This is a genomic window from Gracilimonas tropica DSM 19535 (assembly GCF_000375425.1).
Classification (GTDB): Bacteria; Bacteroidota; Rhodothermia; order Balneolales; family Balneolaceae; genus Gracilimonas; species Gracilimonas tropica.
This window is the reverse complement of record NZ_AQXG01000008.1, coordinates 1-24,032: the sequence shown is the minus strand read 5'-3', so window position 1 is coordinate 24,032 and position 24,032 is coordinate 1. Positions and strand designations below refer to the sequence as shown.

23 protein-coding genes are annotated in these 24,032 nt (G+C 46.1%); 2 read left to right on the top strand and 21 right to left on the bottom strand.

Translation table 11 applies throughout. From position 1 onward, the window contains the following. Window positions 1-30 precede the first annotated feature (30 nt). The 8 genes from B151_RS18700 to B151_RS0112350 all read right to left on the bottom strand — a co-directional run bounded on the left by B151_RS18700 (window position 31) and on the right by B151_RS0112350 (window position 8,117). Entirely contained in the window at window positions 31-594 is a 564-nt protein-coding gene (locus B151_RS18700; RefSeq protein ID WP_020403963.1) for a TlpA disulfide reductase family protein, read from the bottom strand. A gap of 21 nt (window positions 595-615) precedes the next feature. After that, window positions 616-1,374: a plastocyanin/azurin family copper-binding protein gene (locus B151_RS19645; protein ID WP_020403962.1), complete on the bottom strand. Its 759-nt coding sequence runs from the start codon at window positions 1,372-1,374 to the stop codon at window positions 616-618. Between the two features lie 49 nt (window positions 1,375-1,423). After that, window positions 1,424-1,909 carry a DUF411 domain-containing protein gene (locus B151_RS18690; protein ID WP_020403961.1) on the bottom strand — a complete coding sequence of 162 codons (486 nt, stop codon included), beginning with the start codon at window positions 1,907-1,909 and terminating at the stop codon, window positions 1,424-1,426. A 131-nt stretch (window positions 1,910-2,040) separates the two neighbouring features. Next, window positions 2,041-2,262, bottom strand: coding sequence for an SHOCT domain-containing protein (locus B151_RS0112370; RefSeq protein WP_026166649.1), 222 nt, complete (start codon window positions 2,260-2,262; stop codon window positions 2,041-2,043). A gap of 147 nt (window positions 2,263-2,409) precedes the next feature. Next, window positions 2,410-4,923 carry a heme lyase CcmF/NrfE family subunit gene (locus tag B151_RS0112365; protein ID WP_020403959.1) on the bottom strand — a complete coding sequence of 838 codons (2,514 nt, stop codon included), beginning with the start codon at window positions 4,921-4,923 and terminating at the stop codon, window positions 2,410-2,412. A 126-nt stretch (window positions 4,924-5,049) separates the two neighbouring features. Further along, window positions 5,050-5,490, bottom strand: coding sequence for a hypothetical protein (locus B151_RS0112360; RefSeq protein WP_157470981.1), 441 nt, complete (start codon window positions 5,488-5,490; stop codon window positions 5,050-5,052). Between the two features lie 105 nt (window positions 5,491-5,595). Continuing rightward, on the bottom strand, window positions 5,596-7,743 hold the full coding sequence (locus B151_RS0112355) for a heavy metal translocating P-type ATPase (protein WP_020403957.1): 2,148 nt from the start codon (window positions 7,741-7,743) through the stop codon (window positions 5,596-5,598). 44 nt (window positions 7,744-7,787) lie between these two features. Then, window positions 7,788-8,117: an ArsR/SmtB family transcription factor gene (locus B151_RS0112350; protein WP_020403956.1), complete on the bottom strand. Its 330-nt coding sequence runs from the start codon at window positions 8,115-8,117 to the stop codon at window positions 7,788-7,790. Between the two features lie 123 nt (window positions 8,118-8,240). Here B151_RS0112350 and B151_RS0112345 point away from each other — a divergent pair, with 123 nt between their 5' ends. Continuing rightward, window positions 8,241-8,783 (top strand): signal peptidase II, encoded by a 543-nt coding sequence (locus B151_RS0112345; RefSeq protein WP_020403955.1) that lies wholly within the window; start codon window positions 8,241-8,243, stop codon window positions 8,781-8,783. Here the strand turns inward: B151_RS0112345 and B151_RS0112340 are convergent. The 4 genes from B151_RS0112340 to B151_RS0112325 all read right to left on the bottom strand — a co-directional run bounded on the left by B151_RS0112340 (window position 8,780) and on the right by B151_RS0112325 (window position 13,164). Further along, complete coding sequence (locus B151_RS0112340; protein ID WP_020403954.1) at window positions 8,780-9,778, bottom strand: sodium:calcium antiporter; 999 nt, start codon at window positions 9,776-9,778, stop codon at window positions 8,780-8,782. The two genes, B151_RS0112345 and B151_RS0112340, sit on opposite strands and share 4 nt — an antisense overlap. Window positions 9,779-9,867: 89 nt before the next feature. Continuing rightward, window positions 9,868-10,044 (bottom strand): hypothetical protein, encoded by a 177-nt coding sequence (locus tag B151_RS20175; protein ID WP_020403953.1) that lies wholly within the window; start codon window positions 10,042-10,044, stop codon window positions 9,868-9,870. A 44-nt stretch (window positions 10,045-10,088) separates the two neighbouring features. After that, complete coding sequence (locus B151_RS0112330) at window positions 10,089-12,683, bottom strand: heavy metal translocating P-type ATPase (protein WP_020403952.1); 2,595 nt, start codon at window positions 12,681-12,683, stop codon at window positions 10,089-10,091. A 136-nt stretch (window positions 12,684-12,819) separates the two neighbouring features. Next, complete coding sequence (locus B151_RS0112325) at window positions 12,820-13,164, bottom strand: SpoIIAA family protein (protein ID WP_020403951.1); 345 nt, start codon at window positions 13,162-13,164, stop codon at window positions 12,820-12,822. A 189-nt stretch (window positions 13,165-13,353) separates the two neighbouring features. On the opposite strand from B151_RS0112325, the gene B151_RS0112320 reads away from it, so the two are divergent. Next, a complete protein-coding gene (locus B151_RS0112320) occupies window positions 13,354-13,974 on the top strand; it encodes a rhomboid family intramembrane serine protease (RefSeq protein WP_020403950.1) in 621 nt (206 codons plus the stop codon). Between the two features lie 18 nt (window positions 13,975-13,992). On the opposite strand, the gene B151_RS0112315 is transcribed toward B151_RS0112320, so the two are convergent. From B151_RS0112315 to B151_RS18685, 9 genes are all read right to left on the bottom strand, one after another. Beyond that, window positions 13,993-14,646, bottom strand: a complete 654-nt coding sequence (locus tag B151_RS0112315) for a class I SAM-dependent methyltransferase (RefSeq protein WP_020403949.1) — start codon at window positions 14,644-14,646, stop codon at window positions 13,993-13,995. A 43-nt stretch (window positions 14,647-14,689) separates the two neighbouring features. Further along, on the bottom strand, window positions 14,690-15,127 hold the full coding sequence (locus tag B151_RS0112310) for a hypothetical protein (RefSeq protein WP_020403948.1): 438 nt from the start codon (window positions 15,125-15,127) through the stop codon (window positions 14,690-14,692). A 120-nt stretch (window positions 15,128-15,247) separates the two neighbouring features. Continuing rightward, the gene (locus B151_RS0112305; protein WP_020403947.1) at window positions 15,248-15,814 is read right to left on the bottom strand and encodes a helix-turn-helix domain-containing protein; all 567 of its coding nucleotides are present in this window, start codon (window positions 15,812-15,814) and stop codon (window positions 15,248-15,250) included. 153 nt (window positions 15,815-15,967) lie between these two features. Next, window positions 15,968-16,288, bottom strand: a complete 321-nt coding sequence (locus tag B151_RS0112300; protein WP_020403946.1) for a P-II family nitrogen regulator — start codon at window positions 16,286-16,288, stop codon at window positions 15,968-15,970. A gap of 65 nt (window positions 16,289-16,353) precedes the next feature. After that, window positions 16,354-19,458 (bottom strand): efflux RND transporter permease subunit, encoded by a 3,105-nt coding sequence (locus tag B151_RS0112295; RefSeq protein ID WP_020403945.1) that lies wholly within the window; start codon window positions 19,456-19,458, stop codon window positions 16,354-16,356. Between the two features lie 43 nt (window positions 19,459-19,501). Then, the gene (locus tag B151_RS0112290; protein WP_020403944.1) at window positions 19,502-20,761 is read right to left on the bottom strand and encodes an efflux RND transporter periplasmic adaptor subunit; all 1,260 of its coding nucleotides are present in this window, start codon (window positions 20,759-20,761) and stop codon (window positions 19,502-19,504) included. A gap of 34 nt (window positions 20,762-20,795) precedes the next feature. Continuing rightward, window positions 20,796-22,166: a TolC family protein gene (locus B151_RS0112285; protein WP_020403943.1), complete on the bottom strand. Its 1,371-nt coding sequence runs from the start codon at window positions 22,164-22,166 to the stop codon at window positions 20,796-20,798. Between the two features lie 118 nt (window positions 22,167-22,284). Next, on the bottom strand, window positions 22,285-22,749 hold the full coding sequence (locus B151_RS0112280; RefSeq protein ID WP_020403942.1) for a hypothetical protein: 465 nt from the start codon (window positions 22,747-22,749) through the stop codon (window positions 22,285-22,287). 85 nt (window positions 22,750-22,834) lie between these two features. Continuing rightward, window positions 22,835-23,140: a tyrosine-type recombinase/integrase gene (locus B151_RS18685; protein WP_281103937.1), complete on the bottom strand. Its 306-nt coding sequence runs from the start codon at window positions 23,138-23,140 to the stop codon at window positions 22,835-22,837. Between the last annotated feature and the right edge of the window lie 892 nt (window positions 23,141-24,032).

Genomic DNA, 24,032 nt, shown 5'->3' with positions numbered 1-24,032 from the left:
AGGGCGTTGAAAGATTTCAATAGTTGACACTTAGCTTTCTTCTGCCAGCAATTCTTTAATCCTCGGTTCCAGCTCTTTTTTTGTAACCGCACCTACCGTAAAGTACCGCATGTTGCCTTTCCGGCCGATAATATAGGTGGTGGGGATGCCCATGGTAGGGCCGTACTTGTCCATGACGGTACCGTCGGTGTCGATGTACATCGGATACGTGACATCGAACTCTTCCATAAACGGGCGCACTACCGATTCACCCTGCTCATCGATGGAGACCCCGAGCGTGACATATCCCTCATTTTTATATTTTCGGTATAGCTCCTCTAATTCGGGGGTTTCCTCGCGGCAGGGCGGGCACCAGGTAGCCCAGATGTTCATCAAGACGACTTTCCCTTTTTGGCCGGAAAGCCGAAAGGTTTCACCGCTTAAAAGTGTCACTTCAAAATCGGTGGCTTGTGCCAGTTTTTGGGCAGCATACAGGGGAGCGGAAGCCGGATCGAGCCGCTCAACGCGCTTAGTCTCGGTCTGTTGAGACTCGCCTTGTTTAGCTCCACAAGCGGCAATAAAAATTAATAATCCTGAAAGTATTAAGTACTTCATAATATCTGTTTATTTATTTATTCATGATTGAACGATTAATTGTCCCCGCATTCCGGCGGCAAAGTGGGCCATAAATGAACACAGGAATTCATACCGGCCGGGTTCATCAGGGACGGTAAAAGAAATTTCTACAGTTTCTCCCTCGGCAGCCATTCCGGTATTAGCGATAATGTCTTTTTCTCTGGTGGAGGGGATGTAGTCGTTTTCCCGGCTGGCCGCATTGACAAACGCCTGGGCATTAACGCCTTGGTCCAGCAGTACCCAGTTATGTGCCATCATCTGGGGTTTGAGCTGACTAAGCGTTCTCAGGCGAATCTTGAGTAGTTCCCCAGGCTTGGCCTGTATCTGATTCAGCATCAAGTAGGATTTACCGTTGAAGGTTTTGATAGAACTTCCCGTAGCAAGCCCTTCTCCTTCCTCTTCAACAACAAACTTCATCTGGTCGGTACCGGTGATATCAATGGTTCGAATATTATCACCGGTTGCCTTCCCCTTTTCAGAGCTTTCGGCGGCCGTCTTTTGCTGCTGTTCCCATTCGGCTGTCTTTACGATTTGCCCCGTCGGGGTAATCATCTCTCCGGGTCCGGGTTCCTCCATGGGAAATCGGTTGATACCAACACCGGAATCCCGGTTGTCCGGCACGTAGTGATTATGCGAGCCGTGGTTTACCGCCGTGTAGGGCTTCGGGTTAAAAAAGCCCAGAGAATCCGCCAGGGCGAAACCGGCGGCAATCAACACTCCCAGAATAAACAGGTATTTAAGTTTATTTTTAGATGTCATCGCATATTAGGGGTAAAAGGAGTTAAAACAGGTAATCATCTTTAATTAGTCAGAACTTGTCAAAATAGGCCACTTGGTCTGGTCCGTTGAAGAAATATACATCAACCGGTCCGGGAACTTCCGCCATCCCGGGGGATTGAGCCGGCATGCCAGGTACGGCAATGCCTTTGGCCTCAGGGCGTTCCTTTAGCACTTTGTTGATCGCCTCTACCGGTACGTGACCTTCTACTACATACCCGTCGATCACCGCCGTATGACAGGCCCCTAATTGATCAGGGACGCCTTTCTGCTTCTTGACGGAAGCAAGAGTATCTGTCGGTATTTCTTCAACTGAGAACCCATTGTTTTCCAAGTATGTTGCCCATTTAGAACAGCATTGACAGTTTGGGTTTTTGTACATGGTTACGCTGACTGTTTTGGCAGCCGATGAATGCTTTGTTTCTGCGTTGGGTTGCTTTTCCTGGGAACAGGCCGATATACCTGCCACCAGGAGAAGAACAAGAGTGAATGGCAAGAACTGTTTTATGTGTTTCATGATATTCCTCTTTTGTTATGGATTAAATAACTATTTAAAACAGAAATTTTATTTTCTACTCAGTCCTTCCCGTTCTGACTGCCACCGCCCATCATCATTGTTATCCATGTCCATAACTTTTCCTCGTTTTGTTATTGGTTAAGATTCTGTTTGCGTTCTTCAAATTCTTCCTTGGTTATTTCTCCGCTGGCATATCGTTTGCGCAATATTTCAAGCGCTGAATCAGGTTTTGAGTCCTCGCCTTTTGTTCCCGATATCCATTTGACCAGGGCTACAATGCCCAGAACAATCAGTGTTAACCACGCAATCATCATCAGCATACCGCCTCCGCAAAAAGTTGACCAGTCCATCATAGTTTTATTGGTTTAGTTGAGACGACCCGATATATCGGGTCACCTGTATATAGTTATAAACGGCAGGCTGGCGTCACCCGTGCCTGCCGCGATGGGTTTCGTGCAAGGGAGGAGTAATCAATTCAGCCCTCGCTCTTCTTCATCTTGCTATCGGTGTCTTTTCCGTTCACGATCCCAGTGCCGGAGGATGGATACGCTGAATCCGGCCATCAGCACAAAGGTGCCCAGCCATACCAGCGATACAAACGGTTTTTCTTCGGCCATCAACAATACCCACTCTTCTTTCGGTTTTTCGCTAATACCCTCAATGGTCAGTTCAATTTTTCCCGTTTCCGGCTCTATGCTGGTAAACTGAACTTCAATATTATGTTCAGCAAGTTTAACAGGCGGGGAATACACCCAGTTTTTACCATCCTTAGCATAAAGCACGAATAAGGGTTGTGTGCGGTACGGGGTTTGGCTGGCATCATACATGATATCCACCAAAGCACGTACAGCGATGGAGGTGCTGTCGGGAAGTTGAGATTGATCTACGGGGCTGTAATCCTGAAAGATAAAGGTATAATTCCCCATCCGAACTGAGTCTCCCCGTGCAAGGGAAATTTTCTGGGTAGGTACAGTGTCCTGCTCAGCTTCTAGGCCCTCTTGGGAGACGGGCTGAATATTATTCCCGCTACGAAGGTTCTTCATCTTTTTGTACTCTTCATTTTTACCTTCCACAAATGAACTGCCGGCCACATATAAATACACATCGCTAAGTAGTCCGGCTTTTACGTCCACATCTACCGACCACTGAATTTTGTCGGCCGATGACATAGGATACACTTGCGGATATAGATAGAAGGCGTTTCCGCTTCCATTTTGATTGATGTTTTCGAACTTGATCTTATATTCCTGCTGGCCGGGCCGATCCTGGTTTCGAAGGGTATAGCCCTGGTAGGTAACCAGGTATTTATCGTTCACTACTTTCGGCTCATTGAGTTTAAGCTCCAAAAGGGTGATCGGCTCTGAAACCGTAAAACCCTCCTTGTCTCTGATTTCGCCCTCTTTGACAGCGACGTTGTAGTTTCGCGTTTGCATATCAAGCAGATTGCTCTGATAGGCTGAAGAGCCCAGGAATCCCAACAGCAGGATCCCAAAACCGATATGGCTCAGAGATCCACCGATCAGGCGGGGCTTCCTGCGGGCTAGCCGGAACATGACAAAACCGTTACCAAACAGGGCAAACCAGGCCGATAGCAGATAAATCATGTAGTATAAATCACGGACATTACCAATCACAATAGTGGCAATGGTGCCAATAGAGGCACCGACTAAGGGCCATAGAAGTTCCTCAGCCAATGATTCTGCACTGTGGCGTTCCCAGAACAGGTATTGACCGATGACAGTCAATATGGCTGCAATAATAGCCAGCGGAGTGGTCCACTCGTTATAGAAACTGATTTCCGGCGGCGTAGGATTTTCCACAAACAGCCGCCCTATAATGGGAGAACTGGTACCGAGAGCCATCACCATCCCGATCAGGAATAGTACCATGGCCCCGGCAAAAGTCATAAATTCCCTGCTGAGGAATCTGGACTCATTTTGCTGGGAGGGCAGGTCTTTATATCGATAAATCAGCATACCGATGCCCACACCCACAATGACTACCATAAATAGCAACAACTGATTGTACAATCCCAGATCCACAAAACTGTGGACGGAAGAATCGGCCAATATCCCTGATCGAGTCAGAAAAGTTTCATAGACTACCGCCACGTATGCCAGCATGGCTAGAATGATAGAGGCTTTCTGCGAAGTGGAGCTTTTTCGTTGTATAAGCATGGTATGTATGCCGGCCGTACCGATCAACCAGGGAATAAAAGAGGCATTTTCGACCGGATCCCATGCCCAGTAGCCGCCAAACGAGAGAGTAACGTACGCCCAGTAACCACCCAGAAAGATGGCGGTGAACAGTGAGAGGTTGGCCGCAAGCGTCCACGGAAGAGCCGCATTAACCCAGGAGTGATATTTGCGTTTCCAGAGAGCTGCCATGGCAAAGCAGTAAGGTACGGCCATCAGAGAGAACCCGAGGAACAGTGCAGGCGGGTGGATAATCATCCACGGGCTTTTCAGCAAATCGTTCAGCCCCTTACCATCGGCTGGTACAAAATCGGGATTCGACTGGATAAACGGAGCATTGGGCATGGCCTCAGCCAGGGTTCGAAAAGGAGATGCCCCGATTTTAAAGGCACCAAAATCAAGGCCCAGAATCATCGACAGTAAAAACAGTTGATTGAGCGTTAGAAAGAACAGTACCGGCCCGCGGTAGGGCTCGCGCACCCAGTTCATCAGGCCAAATCCCGTAAGTGCAGAGAAGAGAATCCATAGCATGAAGCTCCCTTCTTGTCCGCCCCAATAAGCAGAGATCAGGTATTTGAGCTGAAGATCACTGCTGGTATAATTATAAACGTAGTAGTAGTTAAACTGGTGTGTCAGGATCAGGTGGATCAGGATTCCGGAAGCAGCAAGAATCAGTAGTCCCTTGAGACCGAACAACCAGTTTGATAGGATTAGAAATCGTTTATTCTCTTTATTTGAATATAGGAAATAGCCGATCAGGGAGAGAATGCCCGATAAAAAAGCGATGTTGATAAGAATATTACCGATGGTGCCCAGCACGTGTATTTAAATTAGGAATGAAAAATAATTTAGTGAAAGCGGTATTGTGTAGAATATTGTGATTACTGATTATTTAAAATCACTTACAAGCCCTGGAAAAGGCTCATGATTTGTTCAAAACGCCGGCTATTTCAGAAAGGTGCTATTCAGCAAAAAGACGGGCGGGCCGGGATAGAGTAATAAAGTATCTAAAGAAGTGTGGCTGAACGTTTCCCGGTTCTTATCGACAGAATAAAGTGTATGAACAAAGCCGGATATCGCCGGTAAAGGATTACTTTGTTTTTTTGACGGCAGCAAGCTTTTGTGTTCTCCAAATGAATGGGCCGGCAGAGAATTACAGAACCGCTCGAAGGTGCAGTTACCCACAATATCCTGATCTCGGTCTGCTGCACTGTTGCGTTTTAGATCGCAACAGTCTTCAATCAAAATTCCGGTGTCAGCCGGTGCATTTGATTCAGCGTTGCAGTAGTCTGCTGCCAGAACAGCCACAGGCATAACCACATGGATGCCCAGCACCATAAGCAGTGCGGTTGCCGTGATACGATATTTTTTAAAATCTTTCGTCAACCGGAAGAAGTTCATTATGAGGTTGGCTTAAACAATCACAAAGTTAAGAATACCTGAACCATAATAAAAGTTCCTATAGCTTTATAAAGCCTTGTTTAGCTTTTTTCAGGAACGCAGCATGCGCAGCCCGTTTCCGATCACCAGAAACTCGCTGACCTCATGCCCTATTACTGCTATTGGGAGCGTAAAGTACCCGGTAACAGCACCGACAATTAATCCGGCTATAACGACAACAGAAAGAGCCAGGTTTTGATTGATTACTTTTTGATTCCGTTTTGCCAGTTTCAAGGCGTAGACCAGTTTTTCCAGATCGTCGGCCATCAGCACCACATCAGCCGTTTCCAGCGCCACATCGGTTCCGGCGGCGCCCATGGCTACACCTACGGTGGCCTCGGCCAGCGCCGGGGCGTCATTTACGCCATCGCCTACCATGATGATGTGTTCATAGCGCTCAGAGAGTTCTCGTATAATATTCGATTTGTCTTCCGGCTTGAGCCCGGCAAACACCTCTTCGATGCCCAGTTCTCCGGCAATGGCCCGGGCCGTACGTTCATTATCGCCGGTAAGCATGGCCACTTTTTCGATGCCGGCTTGATGCAACTCGTGAATTACGGTTTTGGCCATGGGGCGAATGGTATCGCGGATGGCGATTAATCCCAGTACCGACTGTTCACGGCCGACCAGTACGACGGTTTTTCCATCTTCCTGCAGGCGGCCTATCGTCGCTTTGTACTCATCCAGGGTTACTCCCAATTGGCTCTGGAACAGGCCGGGACTGCCGATATACCAGGTCTGTCCGTCAATGGTTGCTTTTGCTCCCGCTCCGGTTAATGATTGGAAGCCGGTTATCAGGGCGGGGGTTATCTCATTTTCTTTCCCGTAGGTAACAATGGCCTGAGCCAGCGGGTGCTCGCTGCCGCTTTCGATCCCGGCAGCCAACTTCAGAATTCGGCTTTCGTCACCCGCCCCGTTAAATGCCACCACATCAGTTACTTTAGGCTTGCCCGAGGTGAGCGTTCCGGTTTTGTCGAGGGCCACCACTTTAACCTTGTTCATCTCTTCGGCATACATTCCTCCTTTTATAAGCACCCCGTTCCGGGCGGCCGTTCCAAGCGTGGCCACCAGCGTAATGGGGATGGAAATAACCAGCGCACAGGGAGCGGCGGCCACGATAAAAACGGTGGCCCGTGTGATCCAGGTCTCCCAGCCTGCATTAAACAAAAGCGGAGGTATAATGGCGATCAGCACTCCTGCGGCAAGCACCGCCGGACTGTACCGGCTGCCGAAGCGTTCAATAAACCGCTGGCTTTTGCCCTTCCGCTCCTGGGCCTCTTCCACCATTTGAATAATCCGTGCAAGGGTGTTGTCGGCGGTGGTCTTGGTAGCTTCTACTTTTAACAACCCCTCGCCGTTGATGGTACCGGCAAACACCTGGCTTTCTTCGGATTTATCCACCGGCGTACTTTCTCCGGTTACCGGGGCTTCGTTCAGGCTGGAGGCTCCTTCTACAATAACTCCGTCGGTGGGAATGGATTGACCGGGCTTGACCAGAAAAAGATCACCAACCTGAACTTCTTCTACAGGTATTTCTTCTTCGTGGCCGTTGCGCAAAATGAGGGCGGTTTTCGGGGCAAGGTCCATAAGCGCTTTGACCGCAGAACGCGTTTTCTCCTCGGTATAGCCCTCAGCGGCCTCCGAGATGGAATATAGAAACACCAGCATGGCACCCTCTGCGGGCTGGCCCATCACTGCGGCAACAACTGCCGCAATACTCATCAACAGCTCAATGCCGATGGATTTCTCAAACCAAAGATCCTGCAGGGCCTCCTTTCCAAAATAGTAACCGCCGGTAAGTATGGCTACCCAGTAGATGCTGATTGACACCGTCTCCGGGATTCCCGCAAGGCCAAGCAGCCATCCAACCAGTAACAGCAGTCCGGACAGGGCCGATGTTACCACCTTGGGATTTTTCCACGGCTTGGGTTTTTCAATCATGCCGTCTTTCTGCACCGGAAATCCCGCCTCATCCAACAGTTTCTCGATCTCTTTCGGGGTGAGAAAATCGGGATCGTAATCAATAGTGACCCGGGCAGACTTAGGAAGGATATCCAGCCCCGCCAGGCCCTCGGTTTCTTCCAGCCGGCGCCGCAGCTGGGCCGCATCGTGCTCGCAGTCTATATTGGAAACCCTGAACCGGGCTTTTTCTTTCTGTTTGGAAGTTGTTCGGGGAGTCAGTTCGTTTTCTTTTTTCATGGGCTCTTTGTGCAAGTTTTAATAGGTAACATAGGGAGGCTCTGCTATCCGTACCGGGTGCACTCGTACACACCTTTGGCGCTGTCGGCCAGCAATTCTTCAGCAAGCTGTATGATTTTGTGCACGCGGGGATCGCTGGCCCGGTAATAGATATGGTGGCCGTCCCTGCGGCTTAGGGCCAGTCCGCACTCGCTCAGGCAGCGCAGATGGCTGGACACATTCGGCTGACTTAAGCCGGTTTGTTCCACGATCTCACCCACGGTGGCATCTCCCTCTACCAGAATCTCCAAAATGGAAAGGCGGGAGCCGTCGGAGAAGCCGCGGAACAGTTTCGATTTCAGTTCGGTGCCGGTTTCAACGGTTGTGGCAGGCATAAAAAAGGTTGATTAGTTATGTTTATATAAATATATAAATATATATTATCCAAAACAACATACCAATCCAGTCGTTGTTTCATGAATTGATGCACCCTTTAATGTCTTTATAATATCAGCCTGATGAACAGTAAAAAATTGTGGTTCTTGTTTGCCCCGGCCCTGCTGGCCGCCCTTATCGATCAGCTCACCAAACAACTGGTTCGTACCACACCGACCCTGCAAAACCTGGAGATCATTCCCGGATGGCTGGCCTTTGCCTACACCCAAAACCCCGGCATGGCGCTGGGAATTGACTGGTTTCCCACCTGGGCTGTCAGCCTGATTTCCATGGTGGCGGTCGCCGGTATTTTTATATACGTAGCAAGGAATTTGAGCCAGGCAACCACCGGGTATCTTATCTGTATGGGACTGATTTTGGGGGGCGCACTGGGAAATATCATAGACCGGCTGATTATGGCCAAAATAGAAGGCTACGGACATATCCTTCAAGGGCGGGTGAATGACTTCCTGTACTTTAACTTTTCCATCGGCGGCGATCCGGTATTCCCCTATATTTTCAATATGGCAGACGTGTTTATAAGCACTTCTATCATTCTGCTATTATTGTTTAACCGGCGCCTGTTACCGGAACCTTCGAATACCGAAACGGCTCAATCTGATTAAAAAAGCTCCAGTACTACAAACAGCATGGTTAAAATGTACAAGATATAAGCAGTGTCAAACACAAGAATCTGCCAACTGCTAAAACCGTGCTGCGATTTGCTTTGATGGACGAAGACCGAATAAAGCAGGGGCATAAGACCGACAAATGCCAGATTTACCCAGTATAGCTGAAAGTCCTCCACCGGGGTATTTACAAGAGCCAGTGGAAAAAAAGCCACGCTCATGGTAATGGCATTATCGGCAATCACACTGGTAGTGCCAGCCGTTACTTCCCCGCCTTTTACAACACTCCAGGTTTTAAAAATTTCGGGAAGCGTAACCATCGTTCCCGTAATAAATAATCCCCCGATGATCTGCGAAATACCCAGTGCCAAAACTATGTTTTCCGTTGCCTTAACGATAAAAAAGGCACCGATGGCAATGGCTGCTGCCCCGGCCGCAGAAAGTACAATGTCCTTTTTATCCCAACTTACCTTTTCTCCTTCTTTGCGGCCCCTTATGATTGCATGAGCCAAAAAGGCGGCGTATGCTCCTAACATAATCCAGCCGTCAACCGGTTGGAGTCCGCGCCAGCCTTCGGGCAGGGTCAGCAAGGCCACCAGCGCAATAATACCCAGGTACGGCAACGAGAGCACGACCACCGAGCGTTTGTTCAGCGCCAAGATATTCTCTTCCAAATGTTTTTGATGCTGTTGGTAGTTTTTAAACTGCCTGCGGGATGCCAGATAAGCAATCGTAGTGATTAAAGGAATGGAAATAATATTGGAGCCCAGCAAATTGCCCAGGCCAATATCCGAAACACCCCGCGCTGCACTGGTAATGTTTATGGCCACTTCGGGACTTGCGGTAACGATGGCTAAAAATGCAGCTCCGGCAGAGGCCGTAAGCCCCCATTGCTTGCGTAACAACTTTAGAGGCAGCAGCAGTTTATCAGCACCCCAGTGAGCAGCCCAGGCTGCTATAATCAATACTCCGGCCCATAGCCATGCGTTCATTTTACACCCTTATCAGTTAATTACTCATAGTCTGTTATTTCTTGAACTCAGGCAGTTGGAATTAAAAGATGGAAATGGATCTTGTACAATCATCCTTGTATATCCAAAAACCATTCCTGGGCTTCTTTTATTGCCTGTTTCATAGCTTCACCTTTGGAGTAATTGCCTTTCTCCATCAAACGGTTTGCAATTTCCAGGGCTTTCTTTCTTACCTGTGGATTTAAATTTTTTAAATCCATTTCATGATTTTCGAATGTCCATTTCATAAATGTCACGGGTTTGGAGTGGCGTATAATTAAAATAAACTTTCTTAGGATTTATACGCCAGCAGCCGCAATGCATTGAAAACAACAATTACGGTTGACCCTTCGTGGCCGATGACTGCCCAACCCATGCTCAGGCCAAAAATCGTAGCTGGCACAAGCAGAGCCACCATACCCAGGCTGATCCACAGGTTCTGCTTGATGATCGATTTGGTTTTGCGGCTCAGTCCGATAGCAAACGGAAGAACGGAAATCTTGTCGGCCATTAAAGCTACATCGGCTGTTTCAAGGGCCACATCTGATCCGGCTGCTCCCATAGCAATGCCCACTGTGCTGTTGGCCATGGCCGGAGCATCGTTGACGCCATCGCCTACCATCGCTACGTCGCCTTCCTCTTCACGAAGCTTTTTGACAGCTTCCACCTTGTCTTCAGGCAGTAAATTACCTTTTGGGTCGTCGATACCGATCTCTTTAGCAACAGCATCGGCCACCCGCTGATTGTCGCCCGTAAGCATGATCAGGTGTGTCAAGCCCATGTCCCGCAGTTTTTGAATAACCTCCTTGGCATCCTCTCGTGGGGTATCCATCAGCCCAAGCATACCAAGATATCGATCCCCTTGTCGAACAATCATGGTCGTTTTTCCTTCGCCTTCCAGATCTTCAACTTTTTGCTTAAGATCATCGGAAAGCTTGATGCCATCGGCTTCTTCAAACAATTCCGTATTACCGATATGTACCGTAGAACTGTTCAGTTTCGCTTTTACTCCCCGCCCTGTAATGGATTCAAGATCTTCGGCTTCGGGAAAATCAGTTTCCCCTAACTTCTCTTTTCCATCACGCACCACGGCATCAGCGAGGGGGTGATCACTTAAACTTTCTACAGCTACAGCTACTTTTAACAACTCGTTTTCCTCCGTATCACCAAAGGTGATCACATCAGTAAGTCTGGGCTCGCCTTCTGTGAGGGTTCCGGTTTTATCAAAAGCTAACGCCTTTAATATTCCAAGGTTTTCAAGGGGGCGACCGCCTTTTATCAGAACTCCACCTCTTGCGGCTCGTCCTACACCGCTAAGCACTGCGCTGGGCGTAGAAATAGCCAGTGCACAGGGACTTGCTGCCACAAGAACCGCCATGGCCCGATAAAAACTTGCTGAAAAAGATTCATCTATAACCAGAAAAGCAAAATTCAATATCACCACTAATACTAACACGGACGGTACAAAATACTTTTCAAATTTGTCGGTGAACTGTTGGGTCGGCGACTTCTGAGCTTCGGCTTCGTTAACCAGCTTGATCAGGCGAGAAAGTGTGGAATCTTTGGAAAGTTTTGTCACCTTTACCTCCAGACTTCCATTTCCATTGATGGTGCCGGCAAACACGCGGTGCTTATCGTCAATAGAATCTGCATCTTCATCGATGGATTCAGGATCGTCATATTCCATCTTGTCCACGGGCACGCTTTCGCCGGTGATGGGTGCCTGGTTGACGCTGCTCTCGCCATTGATAACTACCCCGTCGGCGGAAATTTTACTGTTCGGTTTGATCACAATAACATCTCCAACCTGCAACTCCTCAACAGGTACCTCTTCGGTGGTTCCATCTTTTTTTCGCAGAGCGGTTTTTGGCGCAAGGTCAGAAAGCCCTTTGATGGCATCTCGTGCCCTACCCATAGCATAGTGTTCCAGGGAATGTCCAAGGCTGAACAAGAAAAGCAGAAGCGCCCCCTCAGCCCACTCACCAAGGATTGCAGCTCCAATCGCGGCAACCAGCATCAGGAAATCAATCTCGAAATTTCCGGCTTTTACTTCGGTGTAAGCTTCCTGCACCAGGTAGAATCCACCAAAGAAGTAGGAGCTCACATATAGTGCAAGCGAGACCCAGCCGGGCACCGTGCTCACATAGGAGAGGCCGAATCCTATGCCGAGCAAGCTACCGCATATCAGCGAGAAGATCAGCTCGGTTTTTTCGCCAAAGATGCCGCCGTGGGCGTGGGTATGATCGTGCGACTCTTCGTCTTCATGAGCATGGTCTTGATCATGCTCATGGCTATCATCTTCATGTTTAGCCTCACTTTCCTCATGATTCTCTTCATTTTTGGCAGGTGGTTTTTCTATATCATTGTTCATTTTTTGGCTTCTATCCAATGACTTAGATTCCTTCTTAAGAAGAGTTTCACCCTCTTCATTTCGGTGTTTGAGTGATGCGGGCTTAATGCTGAGCCCCATATCTTGAAGAGAAATTATCAAATCTTTAATTGTAGTCTTGCTTTTGTCGAATTCCATTCGAATCCATCCGCTGGACCCGGCAAAGGCATCAACTACACCCTCCAATTCATTTAGCATACGGGTAATGCTTCGGGCATGACGGGCATGTCTGTTTCCAACTACTTCAACCAACAAGTGACCGAATTTATCGTGCAGTTGAGCCCCGGTCTGTTCGGCAATACTTTTTATTCGATGCAGTGTAATGACATCAGGATCAAAATGAATGCAAAGCTGGGGCGGATTTTCTTCGCTTTTGACATGCACCCGAAAAATACCTTCCCGCCCCTCTAAGGTTCCGGTTAACCTGGACACACATTGATCTTTTAAATCAGGTATTTCAGGCAATAAAACAGGTAAATCAAGTTTAAGTTTTTCCATAATGTCCTAATTTGAGTTAAAAAAGCTGAACCAGGATTCAACCTAATCCAGCTTGTGAATAGCTGTAACGGTGCATTCTTATGTACTATTCACATAATTTTGCATAGGTACTTTATTCGTGTGTATTGTTAATCCACTACCATCCCTTGTCGGCTTCTTCTGTATAAAAGTATTTAAGTTCTTCTTTGCTTATTGCATCGACCAATTGTGTTCCCCATTCCTGCCATTTCTTTTCACCAACAATAGCAATTCGGTCGAAATATCCAATGTAGTCCGCATCAAGATTTAAATCTTTCCAGGCTGCGGCTACACTTTCCCACCCTTTAAAGCCCTGCATACTAATATAAAGGTGAGGATCGTCAGATTGAGAAATATGATTTTTTAACATGGGAATAAGTTCATCAAGATCCTGCTTTGTCAATTTTCCTGAAATATTCAAAACCAAAACTGACGAATCACTAAGTTCACTAACTTCGATCATAATAGTTTTCGATCATTCCTGTACTGTTGCTAATTATTTACCATAATGTACAATACTACCTCTGTTGAGTCTTGCAGATTTATGTGGTACTTGTGCAGGATTTTGCTGTTAAGCTGACTTCACGAAACTTAAAGAGACTACCACAGGTTTAAGATTTACAAGAAAAAGTTAACAGTAAAGACTTCAACTTTGAATTATCAAAACGATCAATATCAACCAAACTCACAATTTTCTGTATTCCCAACCGCGGTTAAAAACTTACTTATCATAAACGCGTTGGTTTTCATAGGGTTGAATATTCCGGGTTTAGGTAACTTTCTATACCAATTGGGGGCACTTTGGCCTCTCGATTCCGGAAAGTTTGAAATATGGCAGCCGGTGAGCTATCTCTTCCTGCACGCTGGGTTTGCACACATCTTTTTCAATCTCTTTGCACTATGGATGTTTGGTCAAGCTATTGAAAACTATTGGGGTTCTAAGCGATTTACTATCTATTATTTTATAACAGGAATTGGGGCTGCAATTATTCAATTGATATTTGTAAATGCCAACGTTCCTACTGTTGGCGCATCGGGGGCGGTTTATGGAATTTTGCTTGCCTTTGGCATGATGTTTCCAAATCGTTATATCGTTCTTCTTATTCCTCCTATACCCATTAAAGCTAAATATTTTGTAGCCATATTTGGAGGCATTGAGCTAATGAACGGAGTATTAGGCACACAGGCCGGAGTGGCCAATTTTGCACATCTGGGTGGAATGCTATTTGGGTACGCCTTAATTAAATTTTGGGGACTAAAGAGGCGAGGGTAATAGATAAAGCTTTTATATTCAAGCTGTTCCGGAACAAACATAAACAGCTCCGAAGTAATACTCCTTCATTTCTGATTGCTGAAAATGCTGTTCCATAGATTTCCATGGAGTTCTTTTCGTGTGAGCCTTTCGTACTCCATAGGTTTTCAGGAATGAAAGAGTGACATCTACTAACCATTCAGGCCACTTTTCCGGTTTTTTGAATTCAAAAATAGACATCCGTTTGCCCGGTTTTAATTCATCAGCAACGTACTGTATGATTTGATCATATTTTGGCGACATAGTCAATGCAGCAGTAGAAAGCACAGCATCCGTATGTTCTGGAATAGCAAAATCAGCCATATCTGACTCGACCAGTTGCACATTTTTCCAACTGTGTCGTCTTACCCGTTTCTGTGCTTTATCTAACATCGATTCCGATAAGTCAACTCCAATGATCGTGCCTTTGTATCCAACCATTCGCTGGAGTATGGAAAAATTTAGTCCTGTACCACATCCCAAGTCAATAACAGTATCTCCCAGTTTTAGCGATAATCCTTTAATAGCTTCTCTTCTGTAAAACTGATACTGAAAACCAATCAGGTTGAACAACCAAAGTGAAAGATCGTATCGGTCCGCCCAATCACTGTAGATTTCTTTTATTTGTTTTTTTGAAAGTATTTCATAGTCCATGATAATTGTGCCTTTTGTTCACAAAAGTACCCACTCATTAAATTTAGCTTAGTACATTTAAGTTCTTAATTATCTCATTTAGAATAGACTCTTGGGTAATATATTTATTGAATTCAACAATCAGGCTGCCGGTTGGTACGATCAAAACATTCATAACTCCTTTCATATTTTTCAGAACAGAAGTAGCAGCCTTAAGTTTTTCGGAATCTGTGAATTCTTTTAATCTAATTTGAAAGTGGCCAAAGGTTTGATCGAGCGAATTGGCAGTTTCCCGGGCCATCCTTTTTACCTGATGTTCACTAATAATTTCTGGATCAAAAGAAATGGTGAGTTGAGGCTTATCTGTAACTGATTCACTTTTTTTTATGTTTAAAATTCCTTCCCGTTTTTTTAGGCTGCCTAACAGCCGGTCAATGCAAAAATCTCTTGAGTCAGAAACACTTTTCAATAATTTTCCAAGTTCGATTTTAATTATTTCCATAGAATTTATTGCTCCCTTTTTAATCAGTAATGATATTTTCTTATACCAATATTTGACCCATACTATCTATTTCCGCCAAAGAAATCTTGCAGATGTATGATATCTATATGCAATTTTATGTTACAAGCGATCAATGGAAGTTCTTTTTTGTTCTTTAATTTCTTTGAAGTGCGATGGCGCTAGTCCCGTCTCTTTTTTAAACTGTCGCGAAAAGTGCTGTTGGCTGCTATAACCAAGCTCGAAAGCAATCTCACTTAAATTTTGCTCTCCATAAACAATCAATTCTTTAGATCGCTCAATCTTCTGTAAAATAAAGTATCGTTCTATAGATTTTCCCTCTACACTGGAAAACAGTCTGCTAAGATGTTGATAGTCTTTGTGAATGTTCTCCACTATATACTCCGACAGATTACCCTCCAGTTTATTCCGGCCATGAATAACATCTATAATCAGATGTTTGATTTGTTCCACCAACTGACTGCTTTTATCACTTATGATTTCAAATCCATTTTGATGAACAATATTTGTTAGTTTGATAAACTGTTGCCCGTTAACCGGTTCCTGGAGCTTTATAGTGCCTAATCTCATTGATTCTACAACAAAACCTGCTTCGTTTAATTTACTCTCCAGTACTTCTCCGCAATGCTCACACACCATATTTTTTATACGAAAAATTTGTTCTTTCATAGTCACAGTTATGTTTAAAAAGTTGCTGTTGTAACAACAATGAAGCGGTGCATTTAAAATCCCAGTTCATTGTTATCACGAATATAATTTCAGATGACTACTGCCACGGTCAAATGGCAGCAATCTTGGGGTATAAAGTGATGTAATCTTAGCCTATCGAATCACTTCATCGTCGATTTCCCCAGTTCGAATTCTTATAGCTTTATCTACTTCGGATATAAATATTTTGCCATCACCCGAATTGCCCGTTTTTCCTTTTTGGATGATCGTATCAATAATTTCAGCAACCCGTTCATCGGGAACAACGGTTTCCAGTTTTATACGGTTGGTGAGCCGTGCTTTATCTTCGGCTTTAACGTGCCCCCATCCCCGCACATCCGATAAGGTTATACCAGGCGGTTCTGGTAAGGCTTCAAGGCCATCAATGACGTAATCAATCATGTTGGTACGAATAAATGCTTTAATCTCTTTCATAGTAAGTTGGTTTTAATGAAACCTCCAAGGTTTCAAATACCTTGAAGGTTTGTATCTATTTATAATTACAGTTCAACGTGTTCTACTGGTTCAGCGAACCACTTGTAGATAGTGGGTAATACCACCAGTGTAAGCAGAGTCGATGTTACCAGACCACCAACTACCACGGCTGCCAGAGGACGTTGCACATTCGAGCCGATATCGTTTGCCAGTAGCAACGGAATCAGTCCGAGACCGGTGGTTAAGGCCGTCATGAGTACAGGGCGTAGCCGTAACAAGGCGGCTTTAACAACTGCCTTGTGGGTTTCAAGTCCTTCCTCCCGAAGTTGGTTGATGTAGGAAACCAGCACCACGCCATTGAGTACCGCGATACCAAAGATGGCGATAAAACCCACGGCTGCCGGCACGGACAAGTAGAGACCGGACACCCAAAGCGCTACAATACCACCGATAGTGGCAAAGGGTATATTCAGGAAGATGAGCACAGCGTATTTCCAGCTACTGAAGGTGGAAAACAGCATGAAAAAAATGAGTCCCAGCGTAATGGGAACCACTACATACAACCGCGCCATCGCCCGCTGTTGATTTTCAAACTGTCCGCCGTATTCGGTGAAATATCCTGCCGGTAGTTCGACCTGCTCAGCCACCTTTTGCTGAATTTCACTGACTACGCTTCCCATGTCTCGTCCTCTCACGTTAAGCTGTACATAGGTTCGGCGACTGGCTTTATTTCGGGAGATCTGCTTTGGTCCGGTAAAGACTTCCACATCGGCTATTTGTGACAGCGGAACCAATGCTCCTTTAGCCGTACGGATGGGTAGATCGCGAACCTGGTCAATGTGGGTTCGCTGAGATTCCTGTAGGCGAACAAAGATATCGAAGCGTCGGATGCCTTCGAAGACTTGCCCGGATACCGATCCACCGATCCCGGTTTCTACGGTGTTAAGGAAGTCATCCATGCTAATTCCCAGCCGGGCCAACTGCTCACGATCCGGACGAACCAGGATTTGCGGTTTGCCGCCTTGTTGCTGGGCGCGGACATCTACAGCTCCTTCCACACCTTCAGCAATGGCCTGGATTTCACCTGCTTTTTCAGCCAGCACATCCAGGTCATCGCCATATAAACTCACAACCACTTGGGCCCGAACGCCGCTTAGCAGCTCATCAGTACGAAGCTGAATAGGTTGGGAGAAATTGGAAGAAACGCCGGGTAGATCCTCGGATAGTTTTTCTGCCATCGCGGTCTGAAGTTCTTCGTAATCACGTCCCCATTCCCACCGGTCTAATGGTTTGAGGTTCACGACATTGAAGACCACATTGACCGGTTCAGGGTCTCCCCCTACCTCGGCCCGCCCCACACGGCTGTGGATGCTCTCTACTTCAGGGAAATTTTCCATGGATTGCTGTATGCGCCGGGCGTAGTCTGTAGTTGTGGGGAGGTTAGCGCCCGGAGGTAAAACCGAGCGAACGGCAAAGGTACCCTCCCGAAGTGTAGGTACAAATTCGGTGCCGAGAAAGGGGAACAGGGCCATGCTCGCTGCAAACAACACCACCGCTGTTGCAAAAACCATTTTAGGATACCGGGCCGTTTTCTCAATAAACGGTTTGCTGACATCCTTCAGTTTCCGTACCAGCCAGGGTTCCTTATCCATGCCTTTATCCGGGAGAATAAAACTGGAGATGACCGGAATGTAGGTCAGGGCCAGGAAGATGGCTCCTGCCAGGGCAAAGGTGATCGTGAAAGCCAAAGGCTTGAACATTTTACCTTCCACGCCTTCCAGCGAGAAGAGCGGGAGAAATACAATGATAATGATGCTGGTGGCAAAAAATACGGGCCGGATTACCTCCCTTGCCGCTTCGCTGACGATACGTGTAAGGGAAATATTTCCCTCTTTACGTTCTTCAAGCAGGCGGTAAGTGTTTTCCACAATCACGGTAGCGCTGTCACCAATCATCCCGATGCTGATTGCCAGTCCACCAAGACTCATCAGATTGGCCGATATGCCCAGCCATTTCATGCCTATGAAAGCGATCAAAAAGGCGATGGGAACTGTAGAAATAATGATCAGCGTGGATCGGATATCTCCCATAAAAAAGTACAGCACGATGAGCACCAGAATGGCCCCGATGTACAGGGCATTGGTAACCGTACCCACCGCCTTTTCCACCAGTTCACCTTGTGAATAGAACGTTTCCATAACCATCCCTTCGGGCAGGGCATTGTTGATGGCATCCACTTTGTTATCCATTTCGGCCAGCAAGTCTTGTGTGTTGGTTCCGATGAGTTTCAACACAAAGCCGCCTACCGATTCTTCTCCGTTGGCAACCAGCGTTCCCCGCTTGATTTCGGAGCCAAATTCCACTTCAGCTACATCGTTTACATACACCGGAGTACCGTTTTCGTTGGATACGATAATATTCTCAAGATCAGTAATCCCTTCTTCGTCGGGTTGAATCCACCCATAACCGCGCACAAGGTATTCCTCTCCTCCGCGTTCCAGAAAAGAAGCACCCACCGTACGATTGTTTTTGTTGAGGGCACCTTCAAGATCGTCAAGCGTAAGACCGCGAGAAACGAGGGCATTCATATCGGCTTTGACCTGGAACTGACGAACATCACCGCCAATCGACAGCACACCCGTAACACCGGGCACCGTTCGCAGCTGCGGTTTTACGATCCAGTCTTGGGCGGTTCGAATGTCCATCAGAGAGTGATCGTAGCCTTCTTTATTCTTAACCTCGTACATCAATACTGTTCCGAGTCCGGTGGTAATGGGGCCAAGTTGGGGTTCACCAAGTCCATCCGGTATCTCGTTTTTGGCCTGCGACAGTCGTTCGTTAACCAGTCGCCGGGCAAAGTAAATGTCGGTTCCTTCCTCAAAGTAAATATTCACTCTGGAAAGCCCGAAAATGGAGGTGCTCTGCACCCGGTCCAGCTTCGGCAATCCATACATGGAGATCTCGATGGGATAACTGATCTGGGTTTCCACATCTACCGGAGAAAGTCCAGGACTGGAGGTAAACACCTGAACGAGTGTGGGTGAAACGTCGGGAAAGGAATCTATGGGTACATCCCGAAAGGAAAAGTAGCCATAGAGCGCTACTGCGGCTACCAAAATAAAGATGGTCAGCCGGTTCTTTAATACTTTATCAATAATTTGTTCAAGCATAGGTCAAATATTCAGGGTGATAATTTTGTTGATCCGATCTGCATTAGTGGCCATGATCTGCACTCCGGGTTGCGGCGGTTAAGGCCGATTTCAGGTCAAAAGCCCCGGAAACAACAGCTGTTTGCCCCGGATCTAAGCCGGAGATCACCTCAACAAACCCATCTCGTTCATTTCCAAGCGTAACGGCAATCGGACGGAAACTTCCGGCCTTATCACCGGGCACAAAGACCCGATCGGTGCCTTCGATTTGCTGAACGGCGTCCACCGGAATGAGGGCAGCGGTTTCCTTTGAATTGGTGTAGATGCGAGCGGTACCAAACATGCCGGCACGCAGTTGTCCATCAGGATTATCAAAAAGCGCACGCACGGGCATGGTACGGGTTTCTTTTTCCAGCTCGTACGAGATCCAGTCGGTCGTTCCCTCAAAGGTGATTCCAGGAATGCTTCGTACCGAAAGCTCCACAGTTTGGCCGGTAGCCAGATAGCGGATATCCTGCTCATACCCATCTATCATCACCCAAACCTTAGACAGGTCGGCAACGTGAATCGGTGTTTCATTTGGGCTGATGGTTTGCCCGGGAGAAAGATTCCGCTCCTGAATCGTTCCGTTTAACGGACTGCTCAGATAGAAATAGGAAAGCGGAGTTTCACTTCCGGCCTTAATATTTTGGATGTCATTTTGCGACAAGCCGTACAAGCGCAACGCTTCCGAGACCGCATCAAGCTCAGCTTTGGCCTGCTCATATTCCAATTCGGCCTGCAACAGCTCAGCCTGACTGGAAATATCCTGCTCGTACAAACTCTGCTCACGCTTAAAGTGGGCTTCTTCTTTCTTCATGGCTGCTCTGAGGCGAATATAATCGGCTTTGATCTTACCAAGTCCAACGCTGCTCATTTGAGCAATGGGTGCTCCTTCTTCCACGTAGTCACCGAGATCTTTCATTACCTGAACGACTTTAGCCTCAATACGCGGACCCACTTTTGCAATGCGATCCATATCGTACATCACACTGGCGGGCCGTTGAATCACGGAGCTTGCACTCCCGGCTTTCAGGGTGTCTACGTTTATGCTGAGAGAAGCTATTTGCTCTTGAGAAAGATGAACTTCACCGGTTCCTTCGCTCTGTTCCTCCAAGTGTTCACCTTCTACCTCTGTATGTTGAGTTTCTTCACTGCCATGTTCATCTGCCGTAGCGTGGTTTTCGGTTTGTGGAGTATTTTCATTTTGAGAACTGCAGCCGCTTATGAGGGCTCCACTCAAAAGCAACATCCACACCGGAATTAATACATTGATTATCTTCATTGTTTTTAATCTCTGTTTCATGGGATTCAAATAATTAGTTGGTAGAAATTTCATTCAAGGGCGTACCGATCAGTCGCTCAACCTGTGCGATGGCACGGTTCAGTTCAGCCAGCGCTTGCACGTAGCGGGTCCGGCTGGTAAATAAAGTTCGCTGGGCATCCAGTACTTCCAGGAAATCAAACTTGCCCTGCCGGTAGCCGGCTTGGGCAGCTTTATAAGCCGTTTGGGCTCCGGGCAAGACTTCAGCTTGAAGTTGTTCGGCCTCATATAAAGCAGCCTGTAACTTGTTATAGCTATTTTGAAGGGCTTTTTGCACCTCAATTCTGGCAGACTCCCGCAACTTTTCCGCAAGGTTGAGCTCATAACGAGCCGCCTTTACATTCCCTTGGTTGCGATCAAAAAATGGAAGAGGGATAGAAACACCAACCAAAGCAGCTTCAGCTCCAAGATCTTCCATCCAGCGATACCCGCCGCTGATTTTTATATCAGGAATGGCTTTGGATCGCTCATACGAAAGGGAAGCTTCCCGTTGCTGAATCTCGGTAGTCCAGCGAGCTACATCCGGGTTTTGCTCTATAAATTCGGCCACGTATTGGTAGTCTGGAATAGAATCCGGCATCCCTAACTCTCCTGACAATACTGAGAATGATACCTGATCACTTCCCCAAAATGAGGCCAGTGTGGTAAAAGCGGATTGCATCGAATTGCGCCTGTTTTCCAGATCTATGCGTGCACGAGAGAGTTCCACTTGGGCTTTGGTCTGCTCCAGTTTTGAAACTTTCCCGGCTTCGACTTGCGCCGACACGCTTTCATAAAATTGTCGGGCAACATCTAATAACTCTTTTTGTTGTTCCCATTGCAGTTGGGCTTCCAAAGCGGACGTATAAGCTTGTGTGAGTCCGGTGAGCGTATTTAAACGCTGGGTTTCGTAATCCCACCCGGCGAGCTCAGTGCTTAAACCGGCCAGTCGTTTCCGTTTCATCCGATCAGCCCCTAAGAGAACTTTTTGGCTGAGCCTTATTGTGGTTTCCCTGGAATCATAGCCTTCAAAAGGGCCGGTTCCTCCAAAGTTTTCCATTTCGGCTTCCAGTTCCGGATTGGGCAACAAAGCAGCTTGAATGCGCTCGGCTTCCTTAACCCGAACTTGCCAGGCATAACTTTGCAGACCGGGGTTTTCGAGGAGCGTTTTAGCCAGTGCCGTTCGATAGCTCAGCGTGTCGCCAATAGTAATCGAATTGGCCGAAGAGTTTAAATTTCTGTTTAGAATCTGAGAAGAATAGTCCTCGGATTCATGTTCTATAAGCGTGCTTTCAGATGGTGTTTGAAGTACCGTTCGTTCGCTGGCGCAACCGGCAGCAAGCACAAGCGTGCCGATGAGCAGCATCGTTTTGATATATTTTGACATGTAGTATTCAGCCTTTTAGCTGTTGTAGATTGATGAGAAATGCGCACGGGATACTATGATCCTGTGAAGTATGAAGGGCATTCTCAATGTGAATTAGGGATAGGAGGGGCTGTATGGCCTAATTCAGAAGTACTACCGTCTGTAGATTGGTGGTGATAGAATTTTCTATAACCGGCGGTAAGAAAATAATTTGCTGAAGGGAACGGGAGACCGGAGTGATTTCGCTTTTTTGAAAAACTGCTCGTTTAAGATCAGCGACTGTTTTATGCTGGTCAAAGCGATTTAGCTTGTCTTCCTTGGCACAGAGTAAAGAAATAGGAACATCCTGATGGTGGTCATTATCTTGGTGAAAAACCGTTTCCTGTTCGTGATCGTGACCGTCCTCTTTATGTACCTCAGCTTCACTATTAAATAAAATTCCAAGCTCTGCCTTTGATTCAACATTTACATCGCCATTATCTTCAAAACAATACACCAATGACTCTGCCAGACTGTGCACACTTAACACGTGCATAGCAAATACGACCAGCAGAAGTCGTGCTGAGATTTTAAAAATCTTTGTTTTGTGGATTTTTTTAAGCAAAGCTAAATTTTGTGAATGCTAAAAATAGACTATTAGCTGCAAAACACCTTACATAATTATGCTAAAAATATACCAAATATTGCTGTCAATTGTGAAGCTTATCCATTTTGTCTTTTAGACGCTTAACAGTCAAATGGGTGTATTTTTCAGTCACTTTCTGACTTGAATGTCCTGCCATATAGCTTGCTTCAGCCGTATGAAACCCTTTCTCAATCCAAGTGGTAAACGCTTGGTGTCGCATACCATGTAAAGTGCGTGAGGTAGAAATTCCCGCTTCTTTGCAGTAGCGCTTAAATTCCCGATACACTCTCATACCCCGAACCGGTTGGCCTTTTGTATTTCCACCCGTGTAAATAAACACATAGTCACTGGGGCTTATCTTACCACGAATCTTTAAATACGCATCCAGTTCTTTTTTGAATTTGTGATAGTGTTTTATAAGATTTTTTTAACAAAAATCAGAATTCTTTAACTTTTTCCCTAAAAATGTTTCAAAAGTCTAAAATCGATCTTTATTCATATTTAAAGCTCGATTTTTATGAAACATTTCCTGAAACATGCATGTTTCATAGCAGAACCTTTCAATATTATTAACCATTAAATAACAACCACTTATTGACCATTATCCTTGAAACAAGAATGAAACATTTCTGTTTCACCAAAATGTATCAATGTTTCATTGTGTTTCATGAATGTTTCATAAAATGTTTCAAGAAAAACAGGGAATACATATACGTAGAGTTACTTTTTATGTATTTGAAACATTGAAACATGAAAAAGATACTTTTTTCGGCTTTTACTATATGAGGTTATTTTTTAATCAATAGTCGCCCAGGATTAGGAGGTATATAGTTACTGTTTCCTTGAAATAATTAGAACGATTCATCTGCGTTCGTTTAGCTGCACTTTAGATTGTAGGATACATTCACCCCAACAAATTGAATCAAGAGCCTTAAAAGCAAAATTTGGGAGCCATTTCTTAGAACCAAAAGATCTGGTTTTATTTGAAAATTTGGCTCATAAACATTCGACTCTGAGTTTTAAGATATTTATCTTTGGCGCGCTTACAGTTTGTAAGCGACCTGAAAAGGAAAGCCGGTGTCTTTAACAAGAACACATAAACCGATAACCTTTTTTTAACAAGAGGTACAATCGTTTTTGGCAAGTTATCTGGGGTACAACCTTGGGTACAAAAAGCCAAAATTGGCGTCATCAGTAAAATGACATTGGCTTTAAACATACAAGGGCCCGTAGCTCAGTTGGTTAGAGCAGTCGACTCATAA